Genomic DNA, 24,380 nt, shown 5'->3' with positions numbered 1-24,380 from the left:
GTAAAGCCGGCGGCCTAAAGCTTCAATACCAACCGACGGCGACCTGCGCTTCTTCCGACATGCGATCCGGCGTCCACGGCGGATCGAAGGTCATGCTGACGTCGACACCGGAAACGCCTTCGACGGCGCCGACGGCATTTTCGACCCAGCCCGGCATTTCGCCGGCAACCGGGCAACCCGGTGCAGTCAGCGTCATGACGATCTTCACCATGCGGTCGTCTTCGATATCGATCTTGTAGACCAGGCCAAGTTCGAAGATATCGGCGGGAATTTCCGGATCGTAGACCGTTTTCAGCGCAGAGATGATGTCGTCGCTGAGGCGCGCCAGTTCATCTGCAGGGATGCTGGAATGCACGATCCCTTCGCGTACGTCGATCTTCTGTTCGCTTTCGTCGAGTGACATCGCTTGCCTCCTCAGGCAAAGAATTTCCGTGCATATTCCAGTGCATCGGCCAAGGCATCCACCTCGGCTCGCGTATTGTACATGCCGAACGATGCACGGCATGTGGAGGTGACGCCGAAGCGTTTCAAGAGCGGCTGGGCGCAATGCGTGCCAGCACGAACCGCCACACCCTGGCGGTCGATCACCATCGAGACGTCGTGGGAGTGTATTCCCGCGAGCTCGAAGGAGAAGATGCCACCCTTGCCTGGCGCCGTGCCGATGACGCGCAGCGAATTGATATCGCGCAGCCGTTCCGCCGCATAGGCAGCCAGATCAGCCTCGTGCCTGGCAATCGCCTCGCGCCCGATGCTGTCCATATAATCAAGCGCGTAGCCAAGACCGATCGCCTGAACGATCGGCGGCGTTCCCGCTTCGAAGCGGTGCGGCGGCTCGTTATAGGTGACGTTTTCCTCGGTGACATCGAAGATCATCTCTCCGCCACCCTGGAACGGCCGCATCTCGGCAAGCCGCTCCTTCTTGCCGTAGAGAACGCCGATGCCCGAGGGACCATAGAGCTTGTGGCCGGTCATGACATACCAGTCGCAATCGATATCCTGCACGTCGACGGGCATGTGCACCGCGCCCTGCGAGCCATCGATCAGCACCGGGATGCCGCGTTCATGGGCGATACGGCACACTTCCTTCACAGGAACGACAGTTCCAAGCGCATTCGACATATGCGTGATGGCGACGAGTTTGGTGCGCTCCGTCAGGCTCTTTTCAAAATCCTCGATATGGAACGCGCCCTCGTCGTCGACTGGCACCCAGACGAGCTTCGCGCCCTGACGCTCGCGAATGAAATGCCAGGGAACGATATTGGAGTGATGCTCCATGATGGAGACGACAATCTCGTCGCCCTCGCCGATCTTAGGCATGCCCCAGCCGTAGGCGACCGTGTTGATCGCCTCCGTCGAGTTCTTGGTAAAGACGATATCGTCGACCGACGGCGCATTCAGGAAGCGGCGCACCTTTTCGCGAGCCGCTTCATAGGCTTCCGTCGCAGCATTGGACAGAAAGTGCAGGCCGCGATGCACATTCGCATATTCGTTGGAATAGGCATGCGAGATAGCATCGATGACGACCTGCGGCTTCTGGGCGGAGGCGCCGTTGTCGAGATAGACGAGCGGCTTGCCGTGCACCGTCTTCGTCAGGATCGGAAAATCCCGGCGGATGGCTTCGACATCATAGGCCGTTGCCGGCACGATCTTGTCCACGGGCTTTGCCTCCAATCAGGCGTGCTTTTCCAGCCAGGCCGAGATAACGCCTTCCAGCGCCTCGACCAGGGCTTCATCTTCCAGTTCCTCGACGATCTCGGCCACGAAGGCGTTGACGAGCATGGCCCGCGCCTTTTTCTCCGGAATGCCGCGCGCCATCAGATAGTAGAGATGGTTGCCGTCGATATCCGCGACAGTGGCACCATGGCCGCACTGAACGTCATCGGCGAAGATTTCAAGCTCCGGCTTCACCGAGAACTCGGCATCGTCGGACATCAGCAGCGTGTTGCAGGCCATCTTGGCATCGGTCTTCTGCGCATCCGGAGCAACCCGGATCATGCCCTGGAAGACGCCGCGAGCGCGGTCGAAGACCACATTGCGGATAACTTCGGTGGAACCTGTGTTCGGAACATCATGACCAAGCACCATCGTCACGTCGGTATGCGTATCGCCGCCGAGCAGGTTGATGCCGCGCAGCGTCAGATCGGCGCCCTCGCCCGCTACCTTGATATACAGTTCCTGGCGCACCAGCTTGCCGCCGGCGTTGATGACGAACAGCTTCAGCTTGGCATCTTCTCCGAGATCGATGCGGAGCTGGCCGAGATGGGTATCTTCACTGCCCTGCTCCTGCAGGATAATCCAGGTGATCTCGGACCCTTTGCCGATCTTGACTTCGCTCACCGAGGAAACCAGCGCGGCAGCGCCTTCGACCGCCTGATGACGCTCGATAAAGGTCGCCTTGACGTCGGCGCCGAATGTAACCGGCAGGCGGCTGTGGATCTGGCCGCCGGCATGGATGAACTGCACTTCCAGAGGCGCTTGGAGTTCGGTACCATCAGGAAAATCGATGACATAACCGTCACGCACGAAGCTCGCATTGATGCGCCCGATAGCGTCATCCTTGCCAAGCGCCTCGAGCCCGACAGCAGCCGTGCCGTTGATCAAGCTGTCGGCGTAGCGCGCAACGGTCAAATTCTTCACCGATGCCTTCTCGCTTGCTTTGCCCTGAAGGACGGCAATAACTGGCGATCCTTCAACCGTCGCCGGCAGTGCTTCCGCAAGACCCTTGCCGATGTCGCTCGGCACCAGACGCAGCAGGTTCTTGAAATCGGTATAATGCCAAGCCTCGACGCGACGCGTCGGCAGGCCGGCGGTCTTCAGCTCGTCGAGCAGGCGATCACGGACGGCGAAAACCTCGCCATCGCCAGGCAAGTCGCCCATCTGGTCGTTATACGCCTCGATCAGCGCCGTTTCGGCTGACGTCAGGCGGTTCGTCGTCTGAATGTTCATCGACGTGTCCTTTCCGCCTCGATCAGGCTGCAGCACCGATGATGTCGGCATAGCCGTTGGCTTCCAGCTCATGCGCCAGCGTCTTGTCGCCGGACTTGATCACCTGGCCCTTGTAGAGCACGTGAACGGTGTCCGGAACGATATAGTCTAGCAGGCGCTGATAGTGGGTGATGACGATCACGGCGCGGTCCGGAGAACGCAGCGCGTTGACACCATCGGCAACGATCTTCAGCGCATCGATATCGAGGCCGGAGTCTGTTTCGTCGAGCACGCAAAGCTGCGGCTCGAGCAGCGCCATCTGCAGGATTTCGGCGCGCTTCTTTTCACCACCGGAGAAGCCGACGTTGAGCGGGCGCTTCAGCATGTCCATGTTGATCTGCAGCTTGGCGGCAGCGTCCTTGACGCGGCGCAGGAAATCCGGCGTCGTCAGCTCGTCTTCACCGCGCGCCTTGCGCTGCTCGTTCAGCGCTACCTTCAGGAACTGCATGGTAGCAACGCCGGGGATTTCGACCGGATACTGGAACGCCAGGAAGATGCCCTTGGCAGCGCGCTCGGCAGCGTCGAGCTCCAGGATGCTCTCGCCATTATAGAGGATATCACCCTCGGTGACTTCATAATCCTCCCGGCCGGCGAGAATGTAGGAGAGCGTCGACTTGCCGGAGCCGTTCGGACCCATGATGGCAGCGACTTCGCCAGCCTTCACCGTCAGGTTCAGACCACGGATGATCTCGGTGCCGTCTTCGGCGATACGGGCGTGCAGGTTCTTGATTTCAAGCATTTTAGTATCCTATCGCAGGAATGAAGGTGCGGCGCGCACGGCGCGCCAAAGCTAATTCTGGTTCGGGCGCGTCAGCCAACACTGCCTTCGAGCGAGATGCCGATCAGCTTCTGCGCTTCGACGGCGAATTCCATCGGCAGCTCCTGCAGCACTTCCTTGACGAAGCCATTAACGATCAGTGCGATCGCCGCTTCGGTCGGGATACCGCGCTGCAGGCAGTAGAACAGCTGGTCTTCGGAAATCTTCGACGTCGTGGCCTCATGTTCGAACTGCGCCGTCGAGTTCTTCGCCTCGATGTAGGGCACCGTATGGGCGCCGCACTTGTCACCGATCAGCAGCGAGTCGCACTGCGTGAAGTTACGCGCGTTCGACGCCTTGCGGTGAGCCGAAACCTGACCGCGATAGGTGTTCTGCGAGACGCCGGCGGCGATGCCCTTCGAGACGATGCGGCTCGAGGTGTTCTTGCCGAGGTGGATCATCTTGGTGCCGCTGTCGACCTGCTGATGACCGTTCGAAACGGCGATCGAGTAGAACTCGCCGCGGCTGTCATCGCCGCGCAGGATGCAGGACGGATACTTCCAGGTGATCGCGGAGCCGGTCTCGACCTGCGTCCAGGAGATCTTGGAGCGATGACCGCGGCAATCGCCACGCTTGGTGACGAAGTTGTAGATGCCGCCCTTGCCGTTCTTGTCGCCCGGATACCAGTTCTGGACGGTCGAATACTTGATCTCGGCGTCATCGAGCGCAACGAGCTCGACGACGGCGGCATGCAGCTGGTTTTCGTCGCGCTGCGGTGCCGTGCAGCCTTCGAGATAGGAGACGTAGGCACCTTCTTCGGCGATGATCAGCGTGCGCTCGAACTGGCCGGTGTTCTTCTCGTTGATGCGGAAGTAGGTCGACAATTCCATCGGGCAACGAACGCCCTTCGGCACGAAGACGAAGGAGCCATCGGTGAAGACGGCCGAATTCAGCGTCGCATAGAAATTATCCGAGGTCGGCACGACGGAGCCGAGATACTTGCGCACCAGATCCGGATGCTCGCGAATGGCCTCCGAGATCGACATGAAGATCACACCGGCCTTCTTCAGCTCTTCCTTGAAGGTGGTGACGACCGAAACGGAATCGAACACTGCATCGACGGCGATCTTCGGCTTCTCGACGCCGGCAAGAATCTCCTGCTCGCGCAGTGGAATGCCAAGCTTCTCATAGGTCTTCAGGAGTTCCGGGTCGACTTCGTCGAGCGACTTCGGGCCAGCGAACTTCTTCGGCGCGGCGTAGTAGTAGATGTCGTTGAAGTCGATCTTCGGATAGTCGACGCGCGCCCATGTCGGCTCTTCCAGCGTCAGCCAGCGGCGATAGGCTTCCAAACGCCATTCCAACATCCATTCCGGCTCTTGCTTCTTGGCGGAAATAAAACGGACAATGTCTTCGGACAGACCCTTGGGAGCCTTGTCCATTTCGATGATGGTCTCAAAACCATACTTGTATTGGTCCACGTCAATCAGGCGAACCTGATCGACCGTTTCCTGGACTGCAGGCATTTCGTTCTCCAATCTCGCCGGATCCAAGGTCCGGCAGCTTGTCAACGTTGCGGCAGACTTATGTCTGCCCCTTATGTAGTCGGCCAAAAGGGACTTTTCACCCCGCTTGGCAAGCGGAAATTTCGGTTTCCGCAAAATTGTGGCCGTCAGGCCGCCGCGCCCGCCAGCTTGCGCCTTCCCGCGATGCGGGCAAACGCGGCGATTGCGCGATCGATATCCGCTTCGGTTGTAGTCGACCCCAGCGAAATGCGGAGAGCCCCGAGTTTCGGGTCACATCCCATCGCCACGAGCACATGGCTCTCACCGACCTTGCCCGACGAGCAGGCTGAGCCGGCCGATATGGCAACCCCTTCAAGATCGAAGGCGATCTGGCCGGTTTCGGATTTCAGTCCGGGCAGCGTGAAGAAGCTGGTGTTCGGAACACGCGGGCCATCCTTTCCATGAATGATGACATCCGGCGCCGCCAGCTCCATGCCCGCCTCCAGCCGGCCGCGCAACGAAGCGATCGCGGCGTTGCGAACCTCGAAATCTGCGGCAGCAGCCTCGGCAGCCGCACCGAAGCCGATGATGGCAAGCGTGTTTTCTGTTCCCGAACGATGACCCTTTTCCTGACCGCCGCCATGGATCAACGGCTTCGGCATCAACACCTCGCCACGCGAGACGAGCGCGCCGGCACCCTTGGGACCGCCGATCTTGTGGGAGGAGACGATCAGAAAATCCGCGCCGATCGCATTGATATCGATCGGAACGCGACCAGCCGCCTGAACGGCATCCACCACGAAAAGGCCGCCCGCGGCCTGAACGAGCTTGGCCGCTTCGCCGACAGGCTGGACAATTCCGGTCTCATTATTGGCGAGCATGATGGCAACCATCGGCAAGCCGCTCGCCTTGTCGTGGGCAGCGAGCGTGGCCTCCAGTGCAGCAAGATCGACCGTACCGTCCGATGTCACCGGTATTTCGCTGACATTATCCCTGGCAAATCGCCCGCCTTCGCGCACGGCCGGATGCTCGACAGCCGATATATATAGGTGGCTGACGACAAGCGGCGTGCGCCCCATTCGGAATTCCGGCGTCAGCACCATATTGGCCGCTTCGGTGGCGCCGCTGGTGAAAACGACGTGGGCAGCTTCTGCGCCCGCAAGAGCCGCGACCTGCCGGCGTGCGGCCTCGACAGCTGCGCGCGCTGCCCTACCTTCACCGTGAACGGAATTGGGGTTGCCTTGAATATCCATAGCACGCAGCATGGCTTCGCGGGCCGCCGGATGGAGCGGCGCGGTAGCATTCCAGTCGAGATAGAGGCGTGTTGCAGCCATAATCTTCTTCCTGCGCGACTTTGCTTTGCTGCGACCGGCTCATTTTCCTTGAAATTTCAGCCGGGCATGCCTTATGACACGTTCCACAAACCGTTGCACAAACAACGCACGGACCACCGCATCAAGTTTCGAATTGTTCTAAACTGCGTTCTAGAAAAGATGAGCGCATTCGTCAAGTCAACTTGCTGCGTGCCGTATGGTTTGAACGCAGAAAAAGAAGAGCCGGAGTATCGATGCCCGAAGTAATTTTCAACGGCCCCGCGGGTCGCCTTGAAGGCCGCTATCAGCCCTCCAAGGAAAAGAGCGCCCCGATCGCGATTATCCTTCATCCTCATCCGCAGTTCGGCGGTACGATGAACAATCAGGTGGTCTACCAGCTCTTCTATATGTTCCAGAAGCGCGGCTTCACCACGCTCCGCTTCAATTTCCGCGGCATCGGCCGCAGCCAGGGCGAATTCGACCACGGTGCCGGCGAGCTTTCCGATGCTGCCTCTGCACTCGACTGGGTGCAGAGCCTTCATCCCGATTCGAAGAGCTGTTGGGTTGCCGGCTACTCCTTCGGCGCCTGGATCGGCATGCAGCTTCTGATGCGCCGTCCGGAAATCGAAGGCTTCATGTCGATCGCGCCGCAGCCGAATATCTACGACTTCTCCTTCCTGGCGCCCTGCCCCTCGTCCGGCCTGATCATCAACGGCGATGCGGATAAGGTTGCTCCGGAAAAGGACGTCAACGGCCTCGTCGAGAAGCTGAAGACCCAGAAGGGCATCCTGATCACGCACAAGGTGGTTCCGGGCGCCAACCACTTCTTCAACGGTCAGGTCGAAACGCTGCTCGGCGAATGTGAGGATTATCTCGATCGTCGCCTGAACGGCGAATTGGTGCCGGAACCGGCTGCCAAGCGCATTCGCTAAGAAGCAGCCCTCTCAGAGCGTTTCCGCCGTTCTTTGAAACACGGAAACGCTCAATCTTGCTGTTTTACACATTCCGGTCGAAAATCTGCTGCGCATTTTGCCGAAACTGTTCTTAGCGTGACATCTTGAAGCAAAGGCCTGGAGTGCCGCTGACAACGATCGGCGCTTCGTATTGCATGCCGATTTTCTGGAGAACTCGCTGCGATGCGGCGTTTTCCGGATGTGTGAATGCGATGAATCGATCGGCAAAGCCGCGGCGGAAAAACCACTGCGCGAGGGCGCCGGCTATTTCCGTGGCGTAACCGTTGCCCCACGCGTCCTGCCGAAGCGAATAACCGAGTTCGAACTCGCCACGTCCCCTCTCTTGAAAGCGCGAAAAGCCGGCACGGCCGATAAAGCGTCCATCCTCACGCCGCAGCATCTTGTATTTGGTCACGCCATCGCGCGCATGTTCATCGAACCAGCTTTTCAGCCGTTCCTCGGCCTTCTCCAGGGTCCACGGTGCTGCACCCGAGAGATAGCGCGTTGTCTCGATCGTCGAATGCAATTGCCGAATCTCTTCGGCATCTCCTTTGTCCCACATCGTCAGAACGAGGCGCGGGGTTTCGAGTATGATGGTATTACTCATCTGCCTGCCTGTTTTCGTGATGGATCTCCAGCCTGCCGTAACGTGCATGACAGCGCCGATTGACAACCGGCCGGTCAGTGCTAACCGCTCGGCCTGATTTCAACAAGCCGATCAAGCGACAATGTCGCATGCGAAGGCCCGCCGAAGCGGGCTTTCCAGGTTATCGCTTGATATCATCCGTCAGTGACATGCCGGCAGACCGGGAGCGCCGCACTTCTTCTTTTCCGGAGGCTTCTGCGGCGGAGGCGGAGGTGGTCTCTTCACCTGCTGCTGCACGACCTTCGGCTGCGGTTGCGGCTTCGGCTGAGCCTGTGGCTTGGGTGCTTGTGTCACTATATGCGGTGCTGGCCTGAGCTGCGCAGGCGCCGGATTGGCTTGCCGAGGCGGCGCGACGGCGACACGCGGCTGACTGTTGACCCTAGGTTGGTTGCTCATGACCGCCTTGGGCTTCGCCGGATTTCTGGCGGCGACAGCCGGCGCGGCCGGGGCATGCGCATTGAGTTTCGGTGCAGCGGCGACCGGATTCGGTTTGCCGCCCGGCATTGCTTGCGGTGCCGGGGTCTTGGCAATGTGGTTTTGCCCCTTCACGGCAGGCGCATTGCCAACGGCCGGCAGCGGCTGTCCCTTGGCACCGGGAAGCGCATGTGTACTGGCGTTGGGCGTAGCCTGAGGCTGTTGAGCCTGTTTTGTCTGCGCTGCGCCAGGACTGGCCGGCTTGCCCGTGGCTGGCAAAGGCTGACCGTTCGCGCCCGGAAGCGCGTGCGCATTGGCATTTGTACCTTGCTGGGCAGGTTGAGTGGCAACAGACGGATTATGCACCGCATTCGGCGCGGCTTGCGGCGATTGCCCCGGCTTCGTCTGAGCCGTTCCCTGATTGACGGGTGGCTTGCCGCCAGCCGGCAGCGGCTGACCATTGGCGCCGGGAAGCACGTGGGCAGCGGCATTTCCGCCTTGCGGCTGCGCCGACGGCGCCGCCGCCGGAGCAACTCCAGGCACCGTCTTGGCGGCCGCGGCGGGATTCTGCCTTTGTATAACTGCCGCCTTCTTCTGTACCGATGGCGGCAGGGCAACATGCAGTGCTGCAGCCCCTGCTCCGGCGATAACGGCCGCACCGGCAAGTTTCTGACCGGTCGTCAGCCCAGGTGCTGCGGGTGCCGCCCCGTTCTCGTTGACCACAGTGTTGTTGGTGATGACCGTCGTGTTGTTCACGACCGTATTGTGGATGTTGTTGAAGATGATGTTGTTTTCCGGCGGCGCGATATCGCGCGGCGGCTCGACCCATGCAGGAACCGGAACGAAGACCGGCGCCGGCAACACATAGAGATCGACCGCGGGCTGCGGTGGCGCCAACTGGACGAAATCCGGTGGCGGCGGTGCCAGGAAGACGACGGGCGGCGGCGGCGCATAGCCGAAGTCTGCATCATCGAAATAAAGCACGGGACGGTCGATATAGACCACCTCCGGCGGTGGGGGCGGCGGCACGTCATACTCGATCACGGTGAAAGACGGCGGCGGCTCGAGCGCTGCCTCGAAATGCTCGAGACGGCGGCGGGCATCCCAGACGTGGGGACCGCGCGGATAACGCCTAAGATAAGACCAATAGGCCTCGGGCGTGTCGGCAAGCCAGGTCTCGCGCCAGGTGATGGCCTCGCGGCGGGCAGCGACAATGGCGCGAACACGCCTGACCATGGAATCGTTTGGATAGGCGGCGAGGAAATCCTCGTAGCCTTGCAGCGTGTCGCGATCGAGCGCCGCGAAATAGGCATCGCGTTCATCGAAATCACGAATGGGCTTCGTCCGGTTTGCCACATCCTCGGTGCTCGACACCGCAGCAGCCGGCGCATTCGGACTGCGATCGAAGAAGGTGAAGGCATTCTTGAATTTGGAGGCATCCCAGGAAATCTCGGCGCCCTTGGTCAAGTCGCCGACACGCAGGCGCGTTCGATCGAAGACATCGTCAAGCGAAAGGCCGCCGACGCGGATCATCTCTGCCAACGCATGCGCGTAGGAACCATAGGGACCGGCCTCCTGCGGTGCGACCGTGCCGGGCGCCGCATTGAAGGCAATTAGCTGATTGGCATCGGGATCGACCAGCGCCAGACCACCCGCCAGCGGCTGATTGGACTGCACGAACGGATTGGCTCTAGCCGCGTCGAGCACGACGATGCTGCCACGATTGTTGATGGCCGACAGCGACTTTGTGAAGTCGCTCACGCGGACCGCCTGGACGGGGACATCCGTGGCATTGGCGATCTGCGCATCGACAGGCACGAAATAATTGTCGCCCTGATATTGAACACCATAGCCCGCCAGATAGACGAAGACGACGGTGTTGGGGCCTGACGCGTTGGCTTTCGTCAGAAAGTCGCGCATGGCATCGCGCAAGCCATTCTGATCGAGATCGCGCGCGCCGATCACATCGAAGCCGGCAGCCTGCAGCGTTTGCGCGACCAGGCCGGCATCATTGGCCGGTGTCGGAAGCGCCCCCACCGTATAGGCGGCATTACCGACGACAAGCGCTATTCTCTTTTCAGGGGAACCCTGAGCTTCGGCCGGATTCGCAGCAGCAATACCGGCCAAAACCAACATCATGGCAAAAAATGCCCAGATCGTCTTTTTGGATGACAATCCCATCTTCGAAAGCAGAGGCGACATACCGGTTTCTTTCACGAAACATGAGGTGCGTACGGGATCAATAAGAAAATGCCTAGGATTCGATTCGGGCGAATGCGGGACTTATTCCAGGCAGATTCGCGGCCATGTTACGGTCTATTGACGTTCAGAAGTGCTCGGTTACACACGCTGCCCACGCCGAAACTTGTCGTCTGTTCCAGCAAAATGATGACGCGCCGCCAAATCGGTGCTAAACGCGCGCCCAACGTCAAACAATAGCGACTTCGCCGCGCTTTCCAGCAATGCGACCTCGAGAGACCAAGATCATGGCTGAGTTCAAATCCGATTTCCTGCGCACCCTGCAAGAGCGCGGCTTCATTCATCAGATTTCCGATGAAGCCGGCCTCGACGACCTCTTCGCCAAGGAAACCGTGACTGCCTATATCGGCTATGATCCGACGGCATCTAGTCTCCATGTCGGCCATCTCACCCAGATCATGATGCTGCACTGGCTCCAGGCGACTGGCCATCGGCCGATCTCCCTGATGGGCGGCGGCACCGGCATGGTCGGTGATCCCTCCTTCAAGGAGGAAGCCCGCAAATTGATGACCATCGACATGATCGAGGACAATATCGCCTCGATCAAACGTTGCTTCTCGAACTACCTCGACTACAACAAGCCCGGCAACGCGGCCTTGATGATCAACAATGCCGAATGGCTGCGCTCGCTGAACTATCTCGAATTCCTGCGCGATGTCGGCCGGCATTTTTCCGTCAACCGCATGTTGTCTTTCGACAGCGTGAAGACGAGGCTTGACCGCGAACAGTCGCTGTCGTTCCTCGAATTCAACTACATGATCCTGCAGGCCTACGATTTCGTCGAACTGGCCAAGCGTTACGATTGCCGCCTGCAGATGGGCGGTTCGGATCAGTGGGGCAATATCGTCAATGGCATCGATCTCGGTCACCGCATGGGGACCAAGCAACTCTTTGCTTTGACCTCGCCGCTGCTGACGACCTCCTCCGGCGCCAAAATGGGCAAGTCGGCTTCCGGTGCCGTCTGGCTCAATGCCGACCTGCTGCCTGTTTATGATTTTTGGCAATATTGGCGTAACACCGAGGATGCGGACGTTCCGCGCTTCCTCAAGCTGTTCACCACGCTGCCAATGGACGAAATCGCGCGGCTTTCCGCCGTTGCGGGTTCGGAACTGAACGAAGTCAAGAAGATCCTTGCGACCGAAGTCACCGCAATCCTTCACGGCCGCGCGGCAGCCGAGCAGGCAGCCGAAACCGCACGCAAGACCTTCGAGGAAGGCGGTCTGTCGGAAAACCTGCCGTCGATCGACGTCCCTGCTTCAGAACTCGAAGCTGGCATCGGTCTGCTGGCCCTGATCGTGCGTGCCGGCCTTGCCGCCTCTAACGGCGAAGCTCGCCGCCATGTCCAGGGCGGCGCAGTGCGCATCAATGATCAGGCCGTCAGCGACGAGCGCAAGATCATCGGCAGCGGCGAAGTCACCGCCGATGGCGTCATCAAACTGTCGCTCGGCAAGAAGAAGCATATCCTGATCCGCCCGGCCGCCTGAGCGTCCGAGGGTCACGAGAATGAACAGAGCCGGCGCCTTCGCGCCGGCTCTGTTATTTTCGGCCAGCGCAAATGCAGAGCACTATCGGTGCCGACCGAATGTTTCTCTGTATCCCCATGTCGGATCGCGACCTGCCCATTCGTCCTCTGTTAAGGTTCCAACCCTGGAGGTGGATTATGGATGAATTGCCGGTAATCAAGATAAGGCGCAAGGGCCGAAGCTCTACCCAAAGCATGTTGATTCCCAGTGAGGAGATGGTTGCTCGTGCGCTCTGGGCAGCGCCTCCGGGCCAATTGTCCGATATTGCGGGAGTAAGACAGGTGCTTGCCAGGCAGTATGGCGCGGATGCCTGCTGCCCTGTCACCGTTCAACGACATCTGGTACAGCTCAGCCAGAGCGACACAGCTCCATTCTGGCGTATTGTCGACCCTGATCGACCATTCGCGCGGCGCATGAGCGGTGGGCCGGAGCGCATACGAGAGCGGCTGGCGGCAGAAAAATGATCCACCCTGCCTCAGCTATCGAAAGATGGAGGCCTTAGCGCCGTCCGCCTCAATATTCAAAATTCAAATATCTGCCTGAATACGCCCGGTGCGATGATCGAGAGAGGATTGATCTGCAGGTTCGATTTCTCGATCGTGCCGGTCAGCCTGAAGGTGATGCCGATCAGACCGCGATCGCTGCCATTGCCTAGGATGAAGCCGACGATCGGAACCTCCGCGAACAGCCGGTTCAGGCCGTAGGCGGGCATGAAGGTTCCCGTCATGTCCATCTTGCCACTGGCGTCCTTCAGCACGCCCTGGAACGTCGCTCCGACCTGCACACCACGCACCACGCCATTTTCGACCGAGAGCATCCCATCGCGCATCACCAGCCGCGCAAAGCCGCGCTCGAAGCTCTGCGAACGCGTATCGATATTCTGCTTCACCGCTGAATTCAGGCTCTTGCCGTTCTTCCCGCTCGGCGTCGACACGATGGTCGAAAGTTTCTTGTCATCGTTGATGGAGAAGTTGCGGATATCGAGCGAGCCGTCCCAGTCATCCTGCCCGATCGAGCGCAGCGACAGATTGAGCAGCCCACCCTGCAAATGCTTGTAGAGGTCGGTGAAGCGCGCAACGGCGCCTGCATCGCCGCTTGTGATACGGATGACGCCGTTGGCCCCTTTGCTCATCTGGGTGACCAGCGCTTCGCCGCTACGGGTCAAGCCCGAAAAATCCGCAGCCGTCGTCTTGCCGCCCGAGATCGAATAAACGCCTTTGACGTTGCCGATCGTCTCGTCATTGAAGCCTATGACCTTGTCGAGATTGGCGCGAACGGTCGCACTCGCCGAACCATCCCCGTTTGAACTCTGCTGTCCGCCCGATGTGGATGCCTTCAGGCGCGCGAGGATCGGTCTTATGTCAGCGGAATTTCCCGATACGGCGACGTCATAGCCGCCGCTTTTGCTCCGCTTGAGCGAAAGCGCGAAATCGTCGAGCGCCGAAAGTTTCACGCTGGTGAAACTCGCCGAGGTAAGGCTCCCCTTGCTGATCAGAAGATCGCCGCTGGCGCCGAAGCCATCGCCCTTGAGCGTGAAATTCTTGAGCGCCGTCTGGCTGTCCGGGCCGGACGCTTCGAACTGTGCAGTCGCCGCAATGCCGCTGCCCTTCGACCAGCCGATCCAAGGAACGGTCAGGGCGGCCTTGCCGAGATCGACCTTCACGCCCTGACGATCGTCATCAATACGGGTCAACTCCACTTTGACAGGCCCGTCGATCATATCGCGAAGTCCAGGCAGAACGGTGTTGCGCTGCGCATCGGTCAGCGTTGCCGTGATCACCCGAGCGCGCTTGACGGTCGATTTGCTATCGGTCGGCTCGACCATGTCGATCTGGGCGGGAATGCCATCAATCTGAGCCTGGGCTTGTAGATGCACGGATTGCGGATCGGCCGAAATCACGCCAGTCAGATTGTCGATCTTGCGATTGTTCATCGGTTTCAGCAGATCGACATTGTCGAGATCAAGCGTCGCCTGCCACTCCGGCGGAGGCGGCTGCTGATCCTTGATCAGCCCGATCCTGGCATCGACCTTGGCGACGATCTTGCCATTGAAATCCGCCGGCTTGAATTCGGTCCGCTGTAGGACCTCCAGAGGCTTGTAGCTCAGAAGTTCGCCGATGGCGTCGCCGGAGCCTGAAATCGTCAAATCGAGATCGGCCATCAGCGGCTTATCGTAGGTCGCCGGGATCGAAAAGCTGCTGTCGCTCAGCGTGATCGTGCGCCCGGTGGAGAAGTAGGAGGTCGCCGAGGCGATAGCGACCACCATATTCGGACCGGTCAGATCGAAATGGGCCTTGGTGTCGCGCAATGGCGGGATTTCGCCGGGGACATTCATCCGCGCGCCGTCGATATCGAAGGCGATATGCAGCTCATTCTTGCCAAGCTGCAGCTTCCCGGTCTGTGACGCTTCACGCAGCCGGCCAGCCGGAATGAAAACGGATATGACGGCGTTGGTCACCGATCCGCCGAAGAGATTGCCCTCGACCCAGGTTCGAGGTTTCGAGGCCATCCAGAACGGCCATAGCTGCTTGACGGCAGCCGTGTCGAGCTTGTCCGCGCGGCCGCCGAAACTGATCTCAGGCGAACTGTCGCCGAGCTTCATATGCAGGGAGCCGAAAAGCGCGCCTTGTGGTGTCGATATGCCGAGATTATCGAACTGGAATTCCTTGGTCGCCGAAAAGAACCGGCCGGTAGCACGACCATCGAAGCTGATGGGCTTCTCCCCTGACAGAGATGAAGCGGCGACCCCATCCTTGATCACGAAGTCGATGCCAAAGCCCTTCCCTGCATTGGCGTCGACGCGGTCGAGATCGATCAGCGCGCCGGAGAACGGCACGGTCGTCCCGAGGAACTGTGCATCGGAGGGAGCAATCTCCAGGGTCTGGTGATCGAAATTGTAGGCCAGGTTGATATTGGCCTGCGTCAGCTCCTGCGGATCATGGTCCATATAGAGGGTGCCGGGCTGAACTTTGACGGTGGCATTCAGCTTCGGATCTACACCCGCCTCTCCTTTGACCGCCGAAAGCGTGATGTCCCCGAAGGTCGTGAAGCCCTGTCGGGGCGTACCATTCGGATCATAGGCCATCGTGAGCGGCTTGAGGTCGAGATTGGATATCCTGGCCGCGAGCGAAGAGGTGCGACCGGCCTCCTTTTGATCCGCCCGCACATCCAGAAGCGCCACGGAACCATTGATCGCCACCTCGCCGTAGAGATGCAGAGAATTCGGTGCAGTGCGCTCGAAGGTCAGATTATCGACGACAAGCGAGATCGGCTCGCCTTCCTGCCGCGCCAGCTTCATGGAGAAGCCGGAAATACGCACGGAATTCGTGCCGCCTCGCTGGACGAAATGTTCGAGAAAGTCGAGATTGTCGAAAGCCGCATTCAGGGCCTTGGGCAAGGCATCAACGCGCAGGGCAGTCAAATCCACCGGGTCGCCTTGCGGCAGCAGCGAGGTATCGAGCGCGATCCCCTCTGCCGCGACACTTGCCACTTCCACCCGGCCTTCGATGAGAGCCAAGGGGTCAAGTTCCATGTTGACGGCCGACATCGTCGACAGATGCTTGCCGCTCTCCTGGTCGATGACGTTGACGTCACGGGCCTCCAACGCCAGGCGGAGATCGGAGGTAAATCGGACCACGGTCGCGCCCACCTCTGCCTTGTAACGCGGGCCGATGGCATGATCGAGCGCCGTCTGCGCCTTCTGCGACAGCGGCTCGTCGAAGATGCCGCTTTCGATGGTCGCTATGACAGCACCGAAAATGATGGCGAGAAAAGCAAAGAAAACCAGCGTGATACGGCAAACATGCCAGACATGCGAACGACGACGGCGAACGCGTTCCGGCACATGCACGATCAACGGATCTTCGGCTTGGGCGGACGGCAGATTGTCGAGCGGCACGAGATCCTTTTTGCGGAATGTTATCTTTTCGCCTCGGATCACTCCTGCGCGTGCCTTTCGCTCTCTACAATTTTGTTGGTGACGCTGCGTCCCATTGGACGGCACACGCGAGCAGTATATATGCCTTCCCTCAAGTGTCATCTAAAAAACCGGCAAAAGAAAGGTTTTCCCGTGGCGGCAGTTTTTCCAGTTCAACTTGGCATCGGCGATAAGGCACCGAATTTCGATCTTCCACGCGACGGCGGCGATCGCGTTCGCCTTGCCGATTTTGCCGGAAAGCCGTTGGTAATCTATTTCTACCCCAAGGATGACACCACCGCCTGCACGACCGAATCGATTACCTTCACGGCACTGTCAGCCGATTTCGCAAGGCTTGGCGTCGCCCTTCTCGGCGTCTCGCCTGACACGGTGAAAAGCCATGACAAATTCGTCAAGAAGCATGCGCTTTCCGTGCCGCTCGCCTCAGACGAGGAAAAGACCATGGCAATGGCCTATGGCGTCTGGCGCGAAAAGAGCATGTATGGCCGCACCTATATGGGTGTGGTGCGCTCGACCTTCCTGATCGGCGCCGATGGGCGCGTCGCTGCAATATGGGACAAGGTCAAGGTTGCTGGACACGCCGAAGCCGTTCTGGCCGCAGCCAGGGAACTCTGAAGGCATGTCCGGCAGTCCCGAAACCATCACGTCGCTACGCGGCGGCGCCATAGCCGCGATCCGGTCGGCCGATCTCGATCGCAAGACCGGGCTTGCCCAGGAATCGGCAAACCGCTGGTTTGCGCGCACCCTGTCGCTGCGTTCGCCGCTCGACCCGCCGCTCGCCGATCGGCCCGGCCGGCCCGAAAAGCCGGAACTGGTGCCGCCGAAAAACATGGAGAAGCGCTCGCTGCACACGCTGAAAGGCCGCATCGCGCTCCTGCATGCCATTGCCCATATCGAGCTGAATGCCGTCGATCTGGCGCTCGATATCGTCGCACGTTTTGCAACCGGCCCGGTCCCCAACTCCTTCTTCGACGGCTGGATGCAGGTCGCCTTCGAGGAAGCCAAGCATTTTCGCATGGTGCGGGCTCGCCTGCGCGAACTCGGCGCGGATTATGGCGATCTGCCCGCCCATGACGGCCTCTGGCAGGCTGCCCATGCGACCCGCACCGATCTCACAGCCCGCTTGGCCGTGGTACCGCTGATTCTCGAGGCCAGAGGCCTCGACGTGACGCCGGCGCTGCAGGCCAAAATGCGCGAAACCGGTGATCTGGAGAGCGCCGCCATACTCGACGTCATCTACAATGACGAGAAAGGCCATGTCGCCGTCGGCGCCAAATGGTTCCGCTTCCTGTGCGCGCGGGAAAAGCGCGATCCGGCCCGAACCTTTCAGGAGCTGGTGCGCGCCAATTTCCGTGGTTCGCTGAAAGCTCCCTTCAATGACATCGCGCGGGCGGAAGCCGGGCTGACGCCATCCTTCTACCGTTCCCTGACGTCTACAAGCAATGCTTGATATACTGATGACAAGCAGCTTTTCCAGTATCTAATATTGCAAAAGAAAGCATTCGTTAACCATAATGCCGTGTACTTCCCTTGGGTGCCAATACGCACCGATTGGGAGATTCTCGGTGACAGCCAAGCCTCAAAACCGGGTTTTCGGCAAGCAACAGCGACATCACACCATTATTCTGGCGAGCGGCGATACCGTGCGCCATATGACCGTGCGCCCGTGGATGGCTGCCGTTACCGTCTGCATGGTCGGGGTCTTCTCGATCGGCTATCTGCTTGCAACCTCCTACCTTGTACTTCGCGACGATCTCATCGGCGCGACGATGGCTCGCCAGGCGCGCATGCAATATGACTATGAAGATCGCATCGCCGCGCTGCGGGCGCAGGTCGACCGTGTTACCTCGCGTCAACTCCTAGATCAGCAGGTCGTGGAGGAGAAGGTCGACAAGCTGATCGAACAGCAGCAGCAGCTCTCCTCGCGCAACGGCAAGCTCAGCACTCTTCTCGACCGGGCAGAGAACTCCGGCCTGACCGACAAGAACGCGCATACGGATGCCAACTCTGCTGCGCCAAAGAATGAACATGCCCAGCTGACGTCACCCAAGGCAATCGAAAAGCTTCTCCTGAGCGGCAAGCCGGCCGACGCCACACCCGACAACTCCACGCTTGCCTACGTCCCCGCCCCCGAAACCGTCGCCGACCGCGCCGATCGGGTTTTCTCCAAGGTGACGCTGTCGCTGAAGCATATCGAACAGGATCAATTGTCCCGCATCCGCAATCTCACCGCCGATGCATCCGAAACCGCCACTTCGATCCAGTCGATCATGCAGAATGTCGGCATTAAGGTGCCGAACGAGATCGCGGGCATTGCGCGTGAGGATACGGATAGCGGTGTGGGCGGCCCTTATGTGCCGCCTGAGAATATCGACCAGTTCGAGCGATCCATGGCGGCGCTCGATACCGCCTTGACACATCTGGAAACAGTGCGGGGCGCAGCCGAAAGCCTGCCCTTCCGCAACCCGGCGCCGGGCAAGCTTATCACCAGCCCTTTCGGTAACCGCAAGGATCCCTTCTTCGGCACGCTGGCTCTCCATACCGGTACCGACTTCCATTTTAGCCCCGGTGAGAAGGTCAAGGCCACCGCCCCCGGCAAGGTGGTTTCGGCGGGCTGGACTGGCGGCTACGGCAACATGGTAGAGATCGACCACGGCGACGGCATCTCCACCCGTTATGGACATATGGAACAGGTGCTCGTCAAAGTCGGCGACAGGGTCGGCGCCGGCGATGCGATCGGTCTTGCCGGCAGCAGCGGGCGCTCGACAGGAACGCATCTGCATTATGAAGTGCGCGAGAACGGACATGCCATAGACCCGATGTATTTCATTGGTGCCGGCACGAAACTCGCAAGTTACATCAGCGGATTGGGCGCAATTTAGCTGCCGGAATTGTGACAAACGCGCAACAAAGATGGCACTAATCCAAAAATTGCGTTATGAATGAACTTCGAGGCTGTTGAAGCGCCTGCTTTCCTTGACTTCACGGGTATTTGGTTCTATGTCGCGCTGCATTGCGGCACGCTCCTGTGTGTCGACTCATGGTGTTCGACTGAACCAAGACGGAATTAGATTTCCCTTTGACAACATTTGCTGACCTTGGCCTGAGCCAAAAAGTCCTTTCCGCGGTGACTGACGCGGGCTACACCACACCGACTCCTATCCAGGCCGGTGCAATCCCCTTTGCGCTTCAGCGCCGTGACATCTGCGGCATTGCCCAGACAGGGACCGGCAAGACCGCGTCCTTCGTGCTGCCGATGCTGACGCTGCTCGAAAAGGGACGCGCTCGCGCTCGTATGCCGCGCACGCTCATTCTGGAGCCGACGCGCGAACTCGCAGCGCAGGTCGCCGAAAACTTCGAAAAATACGGCAAGAACCACCGCCTGAACATTGCCCTTCTGATCGGCGGCGTTTCCTTCGAAGAGCAGGACCGCAAGCTCGAGCGTGGCGCCGATGTGCTGATCTGCACGCCCGGCCGCCTGCTGGATCATTTCGAACGCGGCAAGCTGCTGATGAGCGCCGTCGAGATCTTCGTCATCGACGAAGCCGACCGTATGCTCGACATGGGTTTCATCCCCGATATCGAGCGCATAGCCAAGCTCATCCCGTTTACGCGCCAGACGCTGTTCTTCTCGGCAACCATGCCGCCGGAAATTCAGAAGCTGGCTGACCGCTTCCTACAGAACCCGGAACGCGTCGAAGTCGCCAAGCCGGCATCGACCGCCAAGACCGTGACGCAGCGCTTCGTTGCCTCGCACGGTAAGGATTATGAGAAGCGCGCCACGCTGCGCGATCTTATCCGCGCCCAGACGGATCTGAAGAACGCGATCATCTTCTGCAATCGCAAGAAGGATGTGGCCGATCTCTTCCGCTCGCTCGAACGCCACGGCTTTTCTGTCGGCGCATTGCACGGCGACATGGATCAGCGTTCGCGCACGACGATGTTGCAGAACTTCCGGGACGGACAGATCCAGCTTCTCGTCGCCTCCGACGTCGCAGCTCGGGGTCTCGATCTTCCCGATGTCGGTCACGTCTTCAATTTCGATGTTCCGATCCATTCGGAAGACTATGTCCATCGTATCGGCCGCACCGGTCGCGCCGGTCGTTCCGGCGCTGCATTCACTATCGTGACGAAGCGCGACACCAAGCATGTCGATGCCATCGAGAAGCTGATCGGCGAAGATGTCCAGTGGCTGAACGGCGATCTTTCGACTCTGCCGCCCGCTGACGAGAGCGGTGACGACAATCGCTCGTCCCGCCGTCGTGACCAGAAGGGCAAGGGCCGCGACCGGGATCGCAGCCGTGGAGGCCGCAACGCCCCGAGTCATAAATCTGATATCGACGTCGAGGATAATGACGTCGTAGCGATCGAAGCAGCACCAGCAAAGGCCGAAAGCGTGAAGAACGAGCGCAAGTCTGAGAACAACAATAACAGATCCCATAACGGTTCTCGCAACAGCCATCGGCCATTCCCCGCTGCCAATGACGATCATCGCGAGCGCCGCAACCGTTATCGCGATCAGGATGATGGCCCGACTCCGGTTGGCTTTGGCGACGATATTCCCGCTTTCATGCTCATCGTGGCAAACGCCAAGGCCTGATATATCCAGTTCAGATACGCAGCGAATCGGCTAGCGAGATGCTGCGTCCAACTTCGGGATCTGAATATTGGGCAAGCCCGGCATCGATTTCCCAGGACTGGGAACCGGTCTCGCAATCTTGCGGGACGGCAAGCTATTGCTCTACCGACGCCTCAAGGCACCGGAAGCCGGATGCTGGAGTATCGTCGGCGGCAAGGTGGATCATATGGAGCCGGCGGCCAGCGCCGCCGTTCGCGAAGCCGAAGAGGAAAGCGGCCTCTCCATCGGTGAAATCGATTATCTCTGCACTGAGGAAGTCATCATCGAGGCCGATCGGCAGCACTGGATCTCGCTCATCTATATCTGCAGGGACTTTTCCGGCGAACCACGGCTGATGGAGCCGGATAAGCTCTCCGATTTCGGCTGGTTTGGCCGAAACGAATTGCCAGCTCAGCTTTCCGAGTTCGCCAAGGCAACCATCGCCCATTTGAGCGAAGAAGACTTCCGCTGACGCCTATTTGTCGGCGCGAAGTGCAGCCTCATAGGCAAGCCGCACCCAACGCGCCATTTCATCCGGATCGTCGAACGCATCTTCTGGTATCGACCAATAGGGCATGTTGACGGCTTTGCCTTTCTTGCCCTCGTAGGCCCAGCGCCGCGCGCCTGCCGCTTCGAATTCGGAAGCACTGGTATCGTCCGCCTTCAGAAGGATTTCGTCACCCACTTCCAGCGCCAGGATCCGACCCATATGGTAGATGCCCTTGCCGCCGAACATTCGTTTGATGGTGATCGGCCCGAGCGACTGAAACATCTCCTCGATATCGATATTGTCCATTCGCTACCCCTTCAAAATCCCACCGGCCGCGACAACGGCCTCAGGCGTATCGACATCGAGATGTGCCGCCTCGCCGATCTCGACATCAATGACCGGAAGCCCCGATGTCTCGATAATATGCCGGGCGCCGACATCGCCCTCCAGCCGCATCACGGCGCTCAAGACCGACCGTGGCAGGATAACGGGATTGCCACGCTTACCGCCCGATACCGCCCGCACGATCGCCTGGCCGTTCGTCTCACGAAAGGCTGATATCAAGGCTTTTAGATCCTCGCTTGTGACGCCGGGCATATCGGCCAGCATGACAAGGACGCCATCGGCCTTTTGAGCGGCCCGCGTACCGACACCGGCGACCAGCGAACTGGCCATGCCCGAGGAATAATCCGGATTGAGTACGACCTCAACGGCGAGACCACTTAGTGCGGTCTCGATCTCATCGCGCCGGTGCCCTGTGACGGCAACGATATCCGATACGCCGCTTGCGATGGCGATGGATGCCGAACGGCGTACCAGAGGCACGCCATCGAATTCCGCCAGAAGCTTGTGCGAGCCACCCTCGCCCATGCGGCTTGCCTTTCCCGCAGCCAGCAGGACGATGACAACCGATATCGCCGACGGCGGTTTGTTGACGATGTCACGCGGCCGTGGGCGTGATTGAATTTCCATGAGCAGCCCTCCGACGCCCATGCCGCTGATATCCTGCGGCGCCGGTCGTTCGCCGGCTAATATACGATCCAGCACCCAGTCGAAGCCATTCTCCTTCGGGCTGCGCGCGCATCCCGGCGCCCCGACGACATAAACGTCGCCCACCCTGCCCAGCACCAGCAGATTGCCCGGATCGACGGGCATGCCGACCTGAATAACCTCGCCGCCGGCAAGCCGAATTGCCTCCGGAATGACATCGCCGGCATCGATGACTGCCGAAGCCCCGAAAACGATTACCAGTTTCGCAAGCCTGTCCTGCGCAGCGAGAGCGCGACGGATCGCGCCGGCAACATCGGCCGCTCTATGAGCAACACGCTCTTCCCGCTGCAGTATACTGCCCGATGGCTGCAGCCGCTGCGACAGTATACGTGCAGTCTTGTCCATGACCGAGGCCTTCAGCGACGGCAACTCCGTGGCGACAAGCGAAACGGCATGCGGCATGAAGGGCTTGACCTCGAAAACCGGCATCCGCCGGAGAATTTCAACACCAGCAGCGATTTTGGCTCCGGAAACGGCAAGCGGAATGATCTTGAAGGTCGCCACCATGTCGCCGGCTCGCACAGGTACATGGTCTGCAAGACAGGCAAGGGTGATCGCCGGATCGAGACTGTTGATCCGATCGACCGCCATGCGATCTGCAATGAACAGACCGTCAACGGCGCTGTAAACATTCACCCGCCCTGTCGCCGCTTCAGAGAACGTCAGATGATCGGGCGCGACAGCTCGGGCTAATTGCTCGGCTGCCTCGTCCTCCATGAGATCGCCCGGTTCGATGCGCGCAGCGATAACGCGGTCAATTCCGGCAGAGGCGAGTTGCTCTATATCTTCGCCGCCAAGCCGATGTCCCTTGGAAAAACTGCCATTGGTCAGCCGGATTGAATGCGCGAGAACCGCGCCCTCCGCCTCAGCCGTCAAGAACTCACCGAAGATCATGGCGCAACGCCCTTTGGCGACGAGACCTCGCGCCCACGAAGCGAGCCGATGATCTCCGCCAGGATGGCAACCGCAATTTCGGCCGGGCTGGCAGCGCCGATGGCAAGCCCGATCGGCGCATGGATGCGGGCGAGCTCGGCGTCGCTCAAGCCTTCCCGCGTCAAGCGTTCCACGCGGCCGGCATGCGTCTTGCGACTGCCGAGTGCGCCGACGTAGAAACAGCCCGTCTTCAACGCCTGAATAATCGGCTCGTCATCGATCTTCGGATCATGGGTTACCGCCACGAGTGCCATATAGCTGTCGAGCGGCCGCTCTTTCAGCGCATCCACGGGCCAATCGGCAATCAGGTCTATGCCTTCAAAGCGTTCCGGGGTGGCAAAGGCGGTGCGCGGATCGATGATCGTCACATCGAAGCCGGCAAGGGCCGCCATCCGCGCCAGAACCTGGCTGATATGCACAGCGCCGATGATAACGATGCGCGGCGGTGGCAGATGCACGTTGAAGAACAGCTTCTGCCCATCGATATCAAGCGCTGCGGACTTGCCCGAACGAAATGCCGCTGAAGCGGCATCCGCGAGTGCGCCTTCCAGCGCATCGCCTTCGACGATAAGCCGATCCGGGCCCCCTGAGAGATCGGTGACGAGGATCGCCGCCTGCCGCTTGCGCCGCATCTCGTTCAGCCGCGCCAGTATCTGCCGGTCCATCAGCCGAGCCTTTCGACATAGACGCGGATGCGGCCGCCGCAAGAAAGGCCGACCCGCCAAGCCGTCTCATCGGCGACGCCGAATTCCAGCATGCGCGACTTGCCCGTTTCGATGACGTCGAGTGCCTCGGTGATGACGGCACCTTCGACGCAGCCGCCGGAAACCGAGCCATGAAAATTGCCCTCGCCATCGATAACCAGATGGCTACCGGACGGGCGTGGCGCCGAACCCCAGGTATCGACAACGGTCGCCATGGCCACGTTGCGCCCTGCCGACACCCATTCCTCCGCGATCACGAGCGGATCCAGACTTTCGGATATATCTGACATCGGAGC

At 59.9% G+C, this 24,380-nt stretch carries 21 protein-coding genes; 8 read left to right on the top strand and 13 right to left on the bottom strand.

The annotated features are described in order from the left end of the window. Positions 1-22: 22 nt before the first annotated feature. From AC13QE_RS08375 to AC13QE_RS08350, 6 genes are all read right to left on the bottom strand, one after another. Entirely contained in the window at positions 23-403 is a 381-nt protein-coding gene (locus tag AC13QE_RS08375) for an SUF system Fe-S cluster assembly protein (RefSeq protein ID WP_015340010.1), read from the bottom strand. A gap of 11 nt (positions 404-414) precedes the next feature. After that, entirely contained in the window at positions 415-1,656 is a 1,242-nt protein-coding gene (locus AC13QE_RS08370; RefSeq protein ID WP_488483316.1) for a cysteine desulfurase, read from the bottom strand. Positions 1,657-1,671: 15 nt separating this feature from the next. Continuing rightward, the gene (gene sufD, locus AC13QE_RS08365) at positions 1,672-2,946 is read right to left on the bottom strand and encodes a Fe-S cluster assembly protein SufD (protein ID WP_488483315.1); all 1,275 of its coding nucleotides are present in this window, start codon (positions 2,944-2,946) and stop codon (positions 1,672-1,674) included. Positions 2,947-2,968: 22 nt separating this feature from the next. After that, positions 2,969-3,724: a Fe-S cluster assembly ATPase SufC gene (gene sufC, locus AC13QE_RS08360; RefSeq protein WP_092716448.1), complete on the bottom strand. Its 756-nt coding sequence runs from the start codon at positions 3,722-3,724 to the stop codon at positions 2,969-2,971. A 71-nt stretch (positions 3,725-3,795) separates the two neighbouring features. Further along, positions 3,796-5,265 carry a Fe-S cluster assembly protein SufB gene (sufB, locus tag AC13QE_RS08355; RefSeq protein ID WP_015340014.1) on the bottom strand — a complete coding sequence of 490 codons (1,470 nt, stop codon included), beginning with the start codon at positions 5,263-5,265 and terminating at the stop codon, positions 3,796-3,798. Positions 5,266-5,411: 146 nt separating this feature from the next. After that, positions 5,412-6,578, bottom strand: coding sequence for a cysteine desulfurase family protein (locus AC13QE_RS08350; RefSeq protein WP_488483314.1), 1,167 nt, complete (start codon positions 6,576-6,578; stop codon positions 5,412-5,414). 233 nt (positions 6,579-6,811) lie between these two features. Here AC13QE_RS08350 and AC13QE_RS08345 point away from each other — a divergent pair, with 233 nt between their 5' ends. Beyond that, positions 6,812-7,489 carry an alpha/beta hydrolase gene (locus AC13QE_RS08345; protein WP_004108794.1) on the top strand — a complete coding sequence of 226 codons (678 nt, stop codon included), beginning with the start codon at positions 6,812-6,814 and terminating at the stop codon, positions 7,487-7,489. 112 nt (positions 7,490-7,601) lie between these two features. Here the strand turns inward: AC13QE_RS08345 and AC13QE_RS08340 are convergent, their stop codons facing one another. Both AC13QE_RS08340 and AC13QE_RS08335 read right to left on the bottom strand, forming a co-directional pair. Further along, the gene (locus tag AC13QE_RS08340; RefSeq protein ID WP_488483313.1) at positions 7,602-8,117 is read right to left on the bottom strand and encodes a GNAT family N-acetyltransferase; all 516 of its coding nucleotides are present in this window, start codon (positions 8,115-8,117) and stop codon (positions 7,602-7,604) included. 180 nt (positions 8,118-8,297) lie between these two features. After that, complete coding sequence (locus tag AC13QE_RS08335; protein ID WP_488483312.1) at positions 8,298-10,772, bottom strand: caspase family protein; 2,475 nt, start codon at positions 10,770-10,772, stop codon at positions 8,298-8,300. 284 nt (positions 10,773-11,056) lie between these two features. On the opposite strand from AC13QE_RS08335, the gene tyrS reads away from it, so the two are divergent. Together tyrS and AC13QE_RS08325 are read left to right on the top strand one after the other, a co-directional pair. Next, complete coding sequence (gene tyrS, locus AC13QE_RS08330; RefSeq protein WP_488483311.1) at positions 11,057-12,313, top strand: tyrosine--tRNA ligase; 1,257 nt, start codon at positions 11,057-11,059, stop codon at positions 12,311-12,313. Between the two features lie 176 nt (positions 12,314-12,489). Next, a complete protein-coding gene (locus tag AC13QE_RS08325) occupies positions 12,490-12,816 on the top strand; it encodes a hypothetical protein (protein ID WP_488483310.1) in 327 nt (108 codons plus the stop codon). A 56-nt stretch (positions 12,817-12,872) separates the two neighbouring features. On the opposite strand, the gene AC13QE_RS08320 is transcribed toward AC13QE_RS08325, so the two are convergent. Beyond that, the gene (locus AC13QE_RS08320; protein WP_488483309.1) at positions 12,873-16,292 is read right to left on the bottom strand and encodes a YhdP family protein; all 3,420 of its coding nucleotides are present in this window, start codon (positions 16,290-16,292) and stop codon (positions 12,873-12,875) included. Positions 16,293-16,421: 129 nt separating this feature from the next. Between AC13QE_RS08320 and AC13QE_RS08315 the strand changes: the two genes are divergently transcribed. The 5 genes from AC13QE_RS08315 (at position 16,422) to AC13QE_RS08295 (ending at position 21,379) form a co-directional block, all read left to right on the top strand. Next, on the top strand, positions 16,422-16,904 hold the full coding sequence (locus tag AC13QE_RS08315) for a peroxiredoxin (protein WP_488483308.1): 483 nt from the start codon (positions 16,422-16,424) through the stop codon (positions 16,902-16,904). 4 nt (positions 16,905-16,908) lie between these two features. Next, positions 16,909-17,739: a ferritin-like domain-containing protein gene (locus tag AC13QE_RS08310; RefSeq protein WP_488483307.1), complete on the top strand. Its 831-nt coding sequence runs from the start codon at positions 16,909-16,911 to the stop codon at positions 17,737-17,739. 115 nt (positions 17,740-17,854) lie between these two features. Beyond that, positions 17,855-19,171: a peptidoglycan DD-metalloendopeptidase family protein gene (locus AC13QE_RS08305; protein WP_488483306.1), complete on the top strand. Its 1,317-nt coding sequence runs from the start codon at positions 17,855-17,857 to the stop codon at positions 19,169-19,171. Positions 19,172-19,368: 197 nt separating this feature from the next. After that, positions 19,369-20,889 (top strand): DEAD/DEAH box helicase, encoded by a 1,521-nt coding sequence (locus tag AC13QE_RS08300; RefSeq protein WP_132716752.1) that lies wholly within the window; start codon positions 19,369-19,371, stop codon positions 20,887-20,889. Between the two features lie 67 nt (positions 20,890-20,956). Further along, positions 20,957-21,379, top strand: coding sequence for an NUDIX domain-containing protein (locus AC13QE_RS08295; RefSeq protein WP_112334761.1), 423 nt, complete (start codon positions 20,957-20,959; stop codon positions 21,377-21,379). Positions 21,380-21,382: 3 nt separating this feature from the next. Here AC13QE_RS08295 and AC13QE_RS08290 read toward each other — a convergent pair whose 3' ends face one another. From AC13QE_RS08290 to AC13QE_RS08275, 4 genes are read right to left on the bottom strand one after another with little or no spacing between them, the layout of a single operon-like run. Then, a complete protein-coding gene (locus AC13QE_RS08290; protein WP_132716754.1) occupies positions 21,383-21,703 on the bottom strand; it encodes a TfoX/Sxy family protein in 321 nt (106 codons plus the stop codon). 3 nt (positions 21,704-21,706) lie between these two features. Next, positions 21,707-23,341 carry an NTP transferase domain-containing protein gene (locus AC13QE_RS08285; RefSeq protein ID WP_488483305.1) on the bottom strand — a complete coding sequence of 545 codons (1,635 nt, stop codon included), beginning with the start codon at positions 23,339-23,341 and terminating at the stop codon, positions 21,707-21,709. Continuing rightward, positions 23,338-24,045 (bottom strand): XdhC family protein, encoded by a 708-nt coding sequence (locus AC13QE_RS08280; RefSeq protein WP_488483304.1) that lies wholly within the window; start codon positions 24,043-24,045, stop codon positions 23,338-23,340. The genes AC13QE_RS08285 and AC13QE_RS08280 overlap by 4 nt, the downstream gene beginning before the upstream one ends. Continuing rightward, complete coding sequence (locus AC13QE_RS08275) at positions 24,045-24,374, bottom strand: XdhC family protein (RefSeq protein ID WP_015340028.1); 330 nt, start codon at positions 24,372-24,374, stop codon at positions 24,045-24,047. The genes AC13QE_RS08280 and AC13QE_RS08275 overlap by 1 nt, the downstream gene beginning before the upstream one ends. Positions 24,375-24,380: the final 6 nt, after the last annotated feature.

The organism is Martinezella sp. CNPSo 3957, from assembly GCF_057784395.1.
This window is presented reverse-complemented; position numbering and strand designations above follow the sequence as displayed.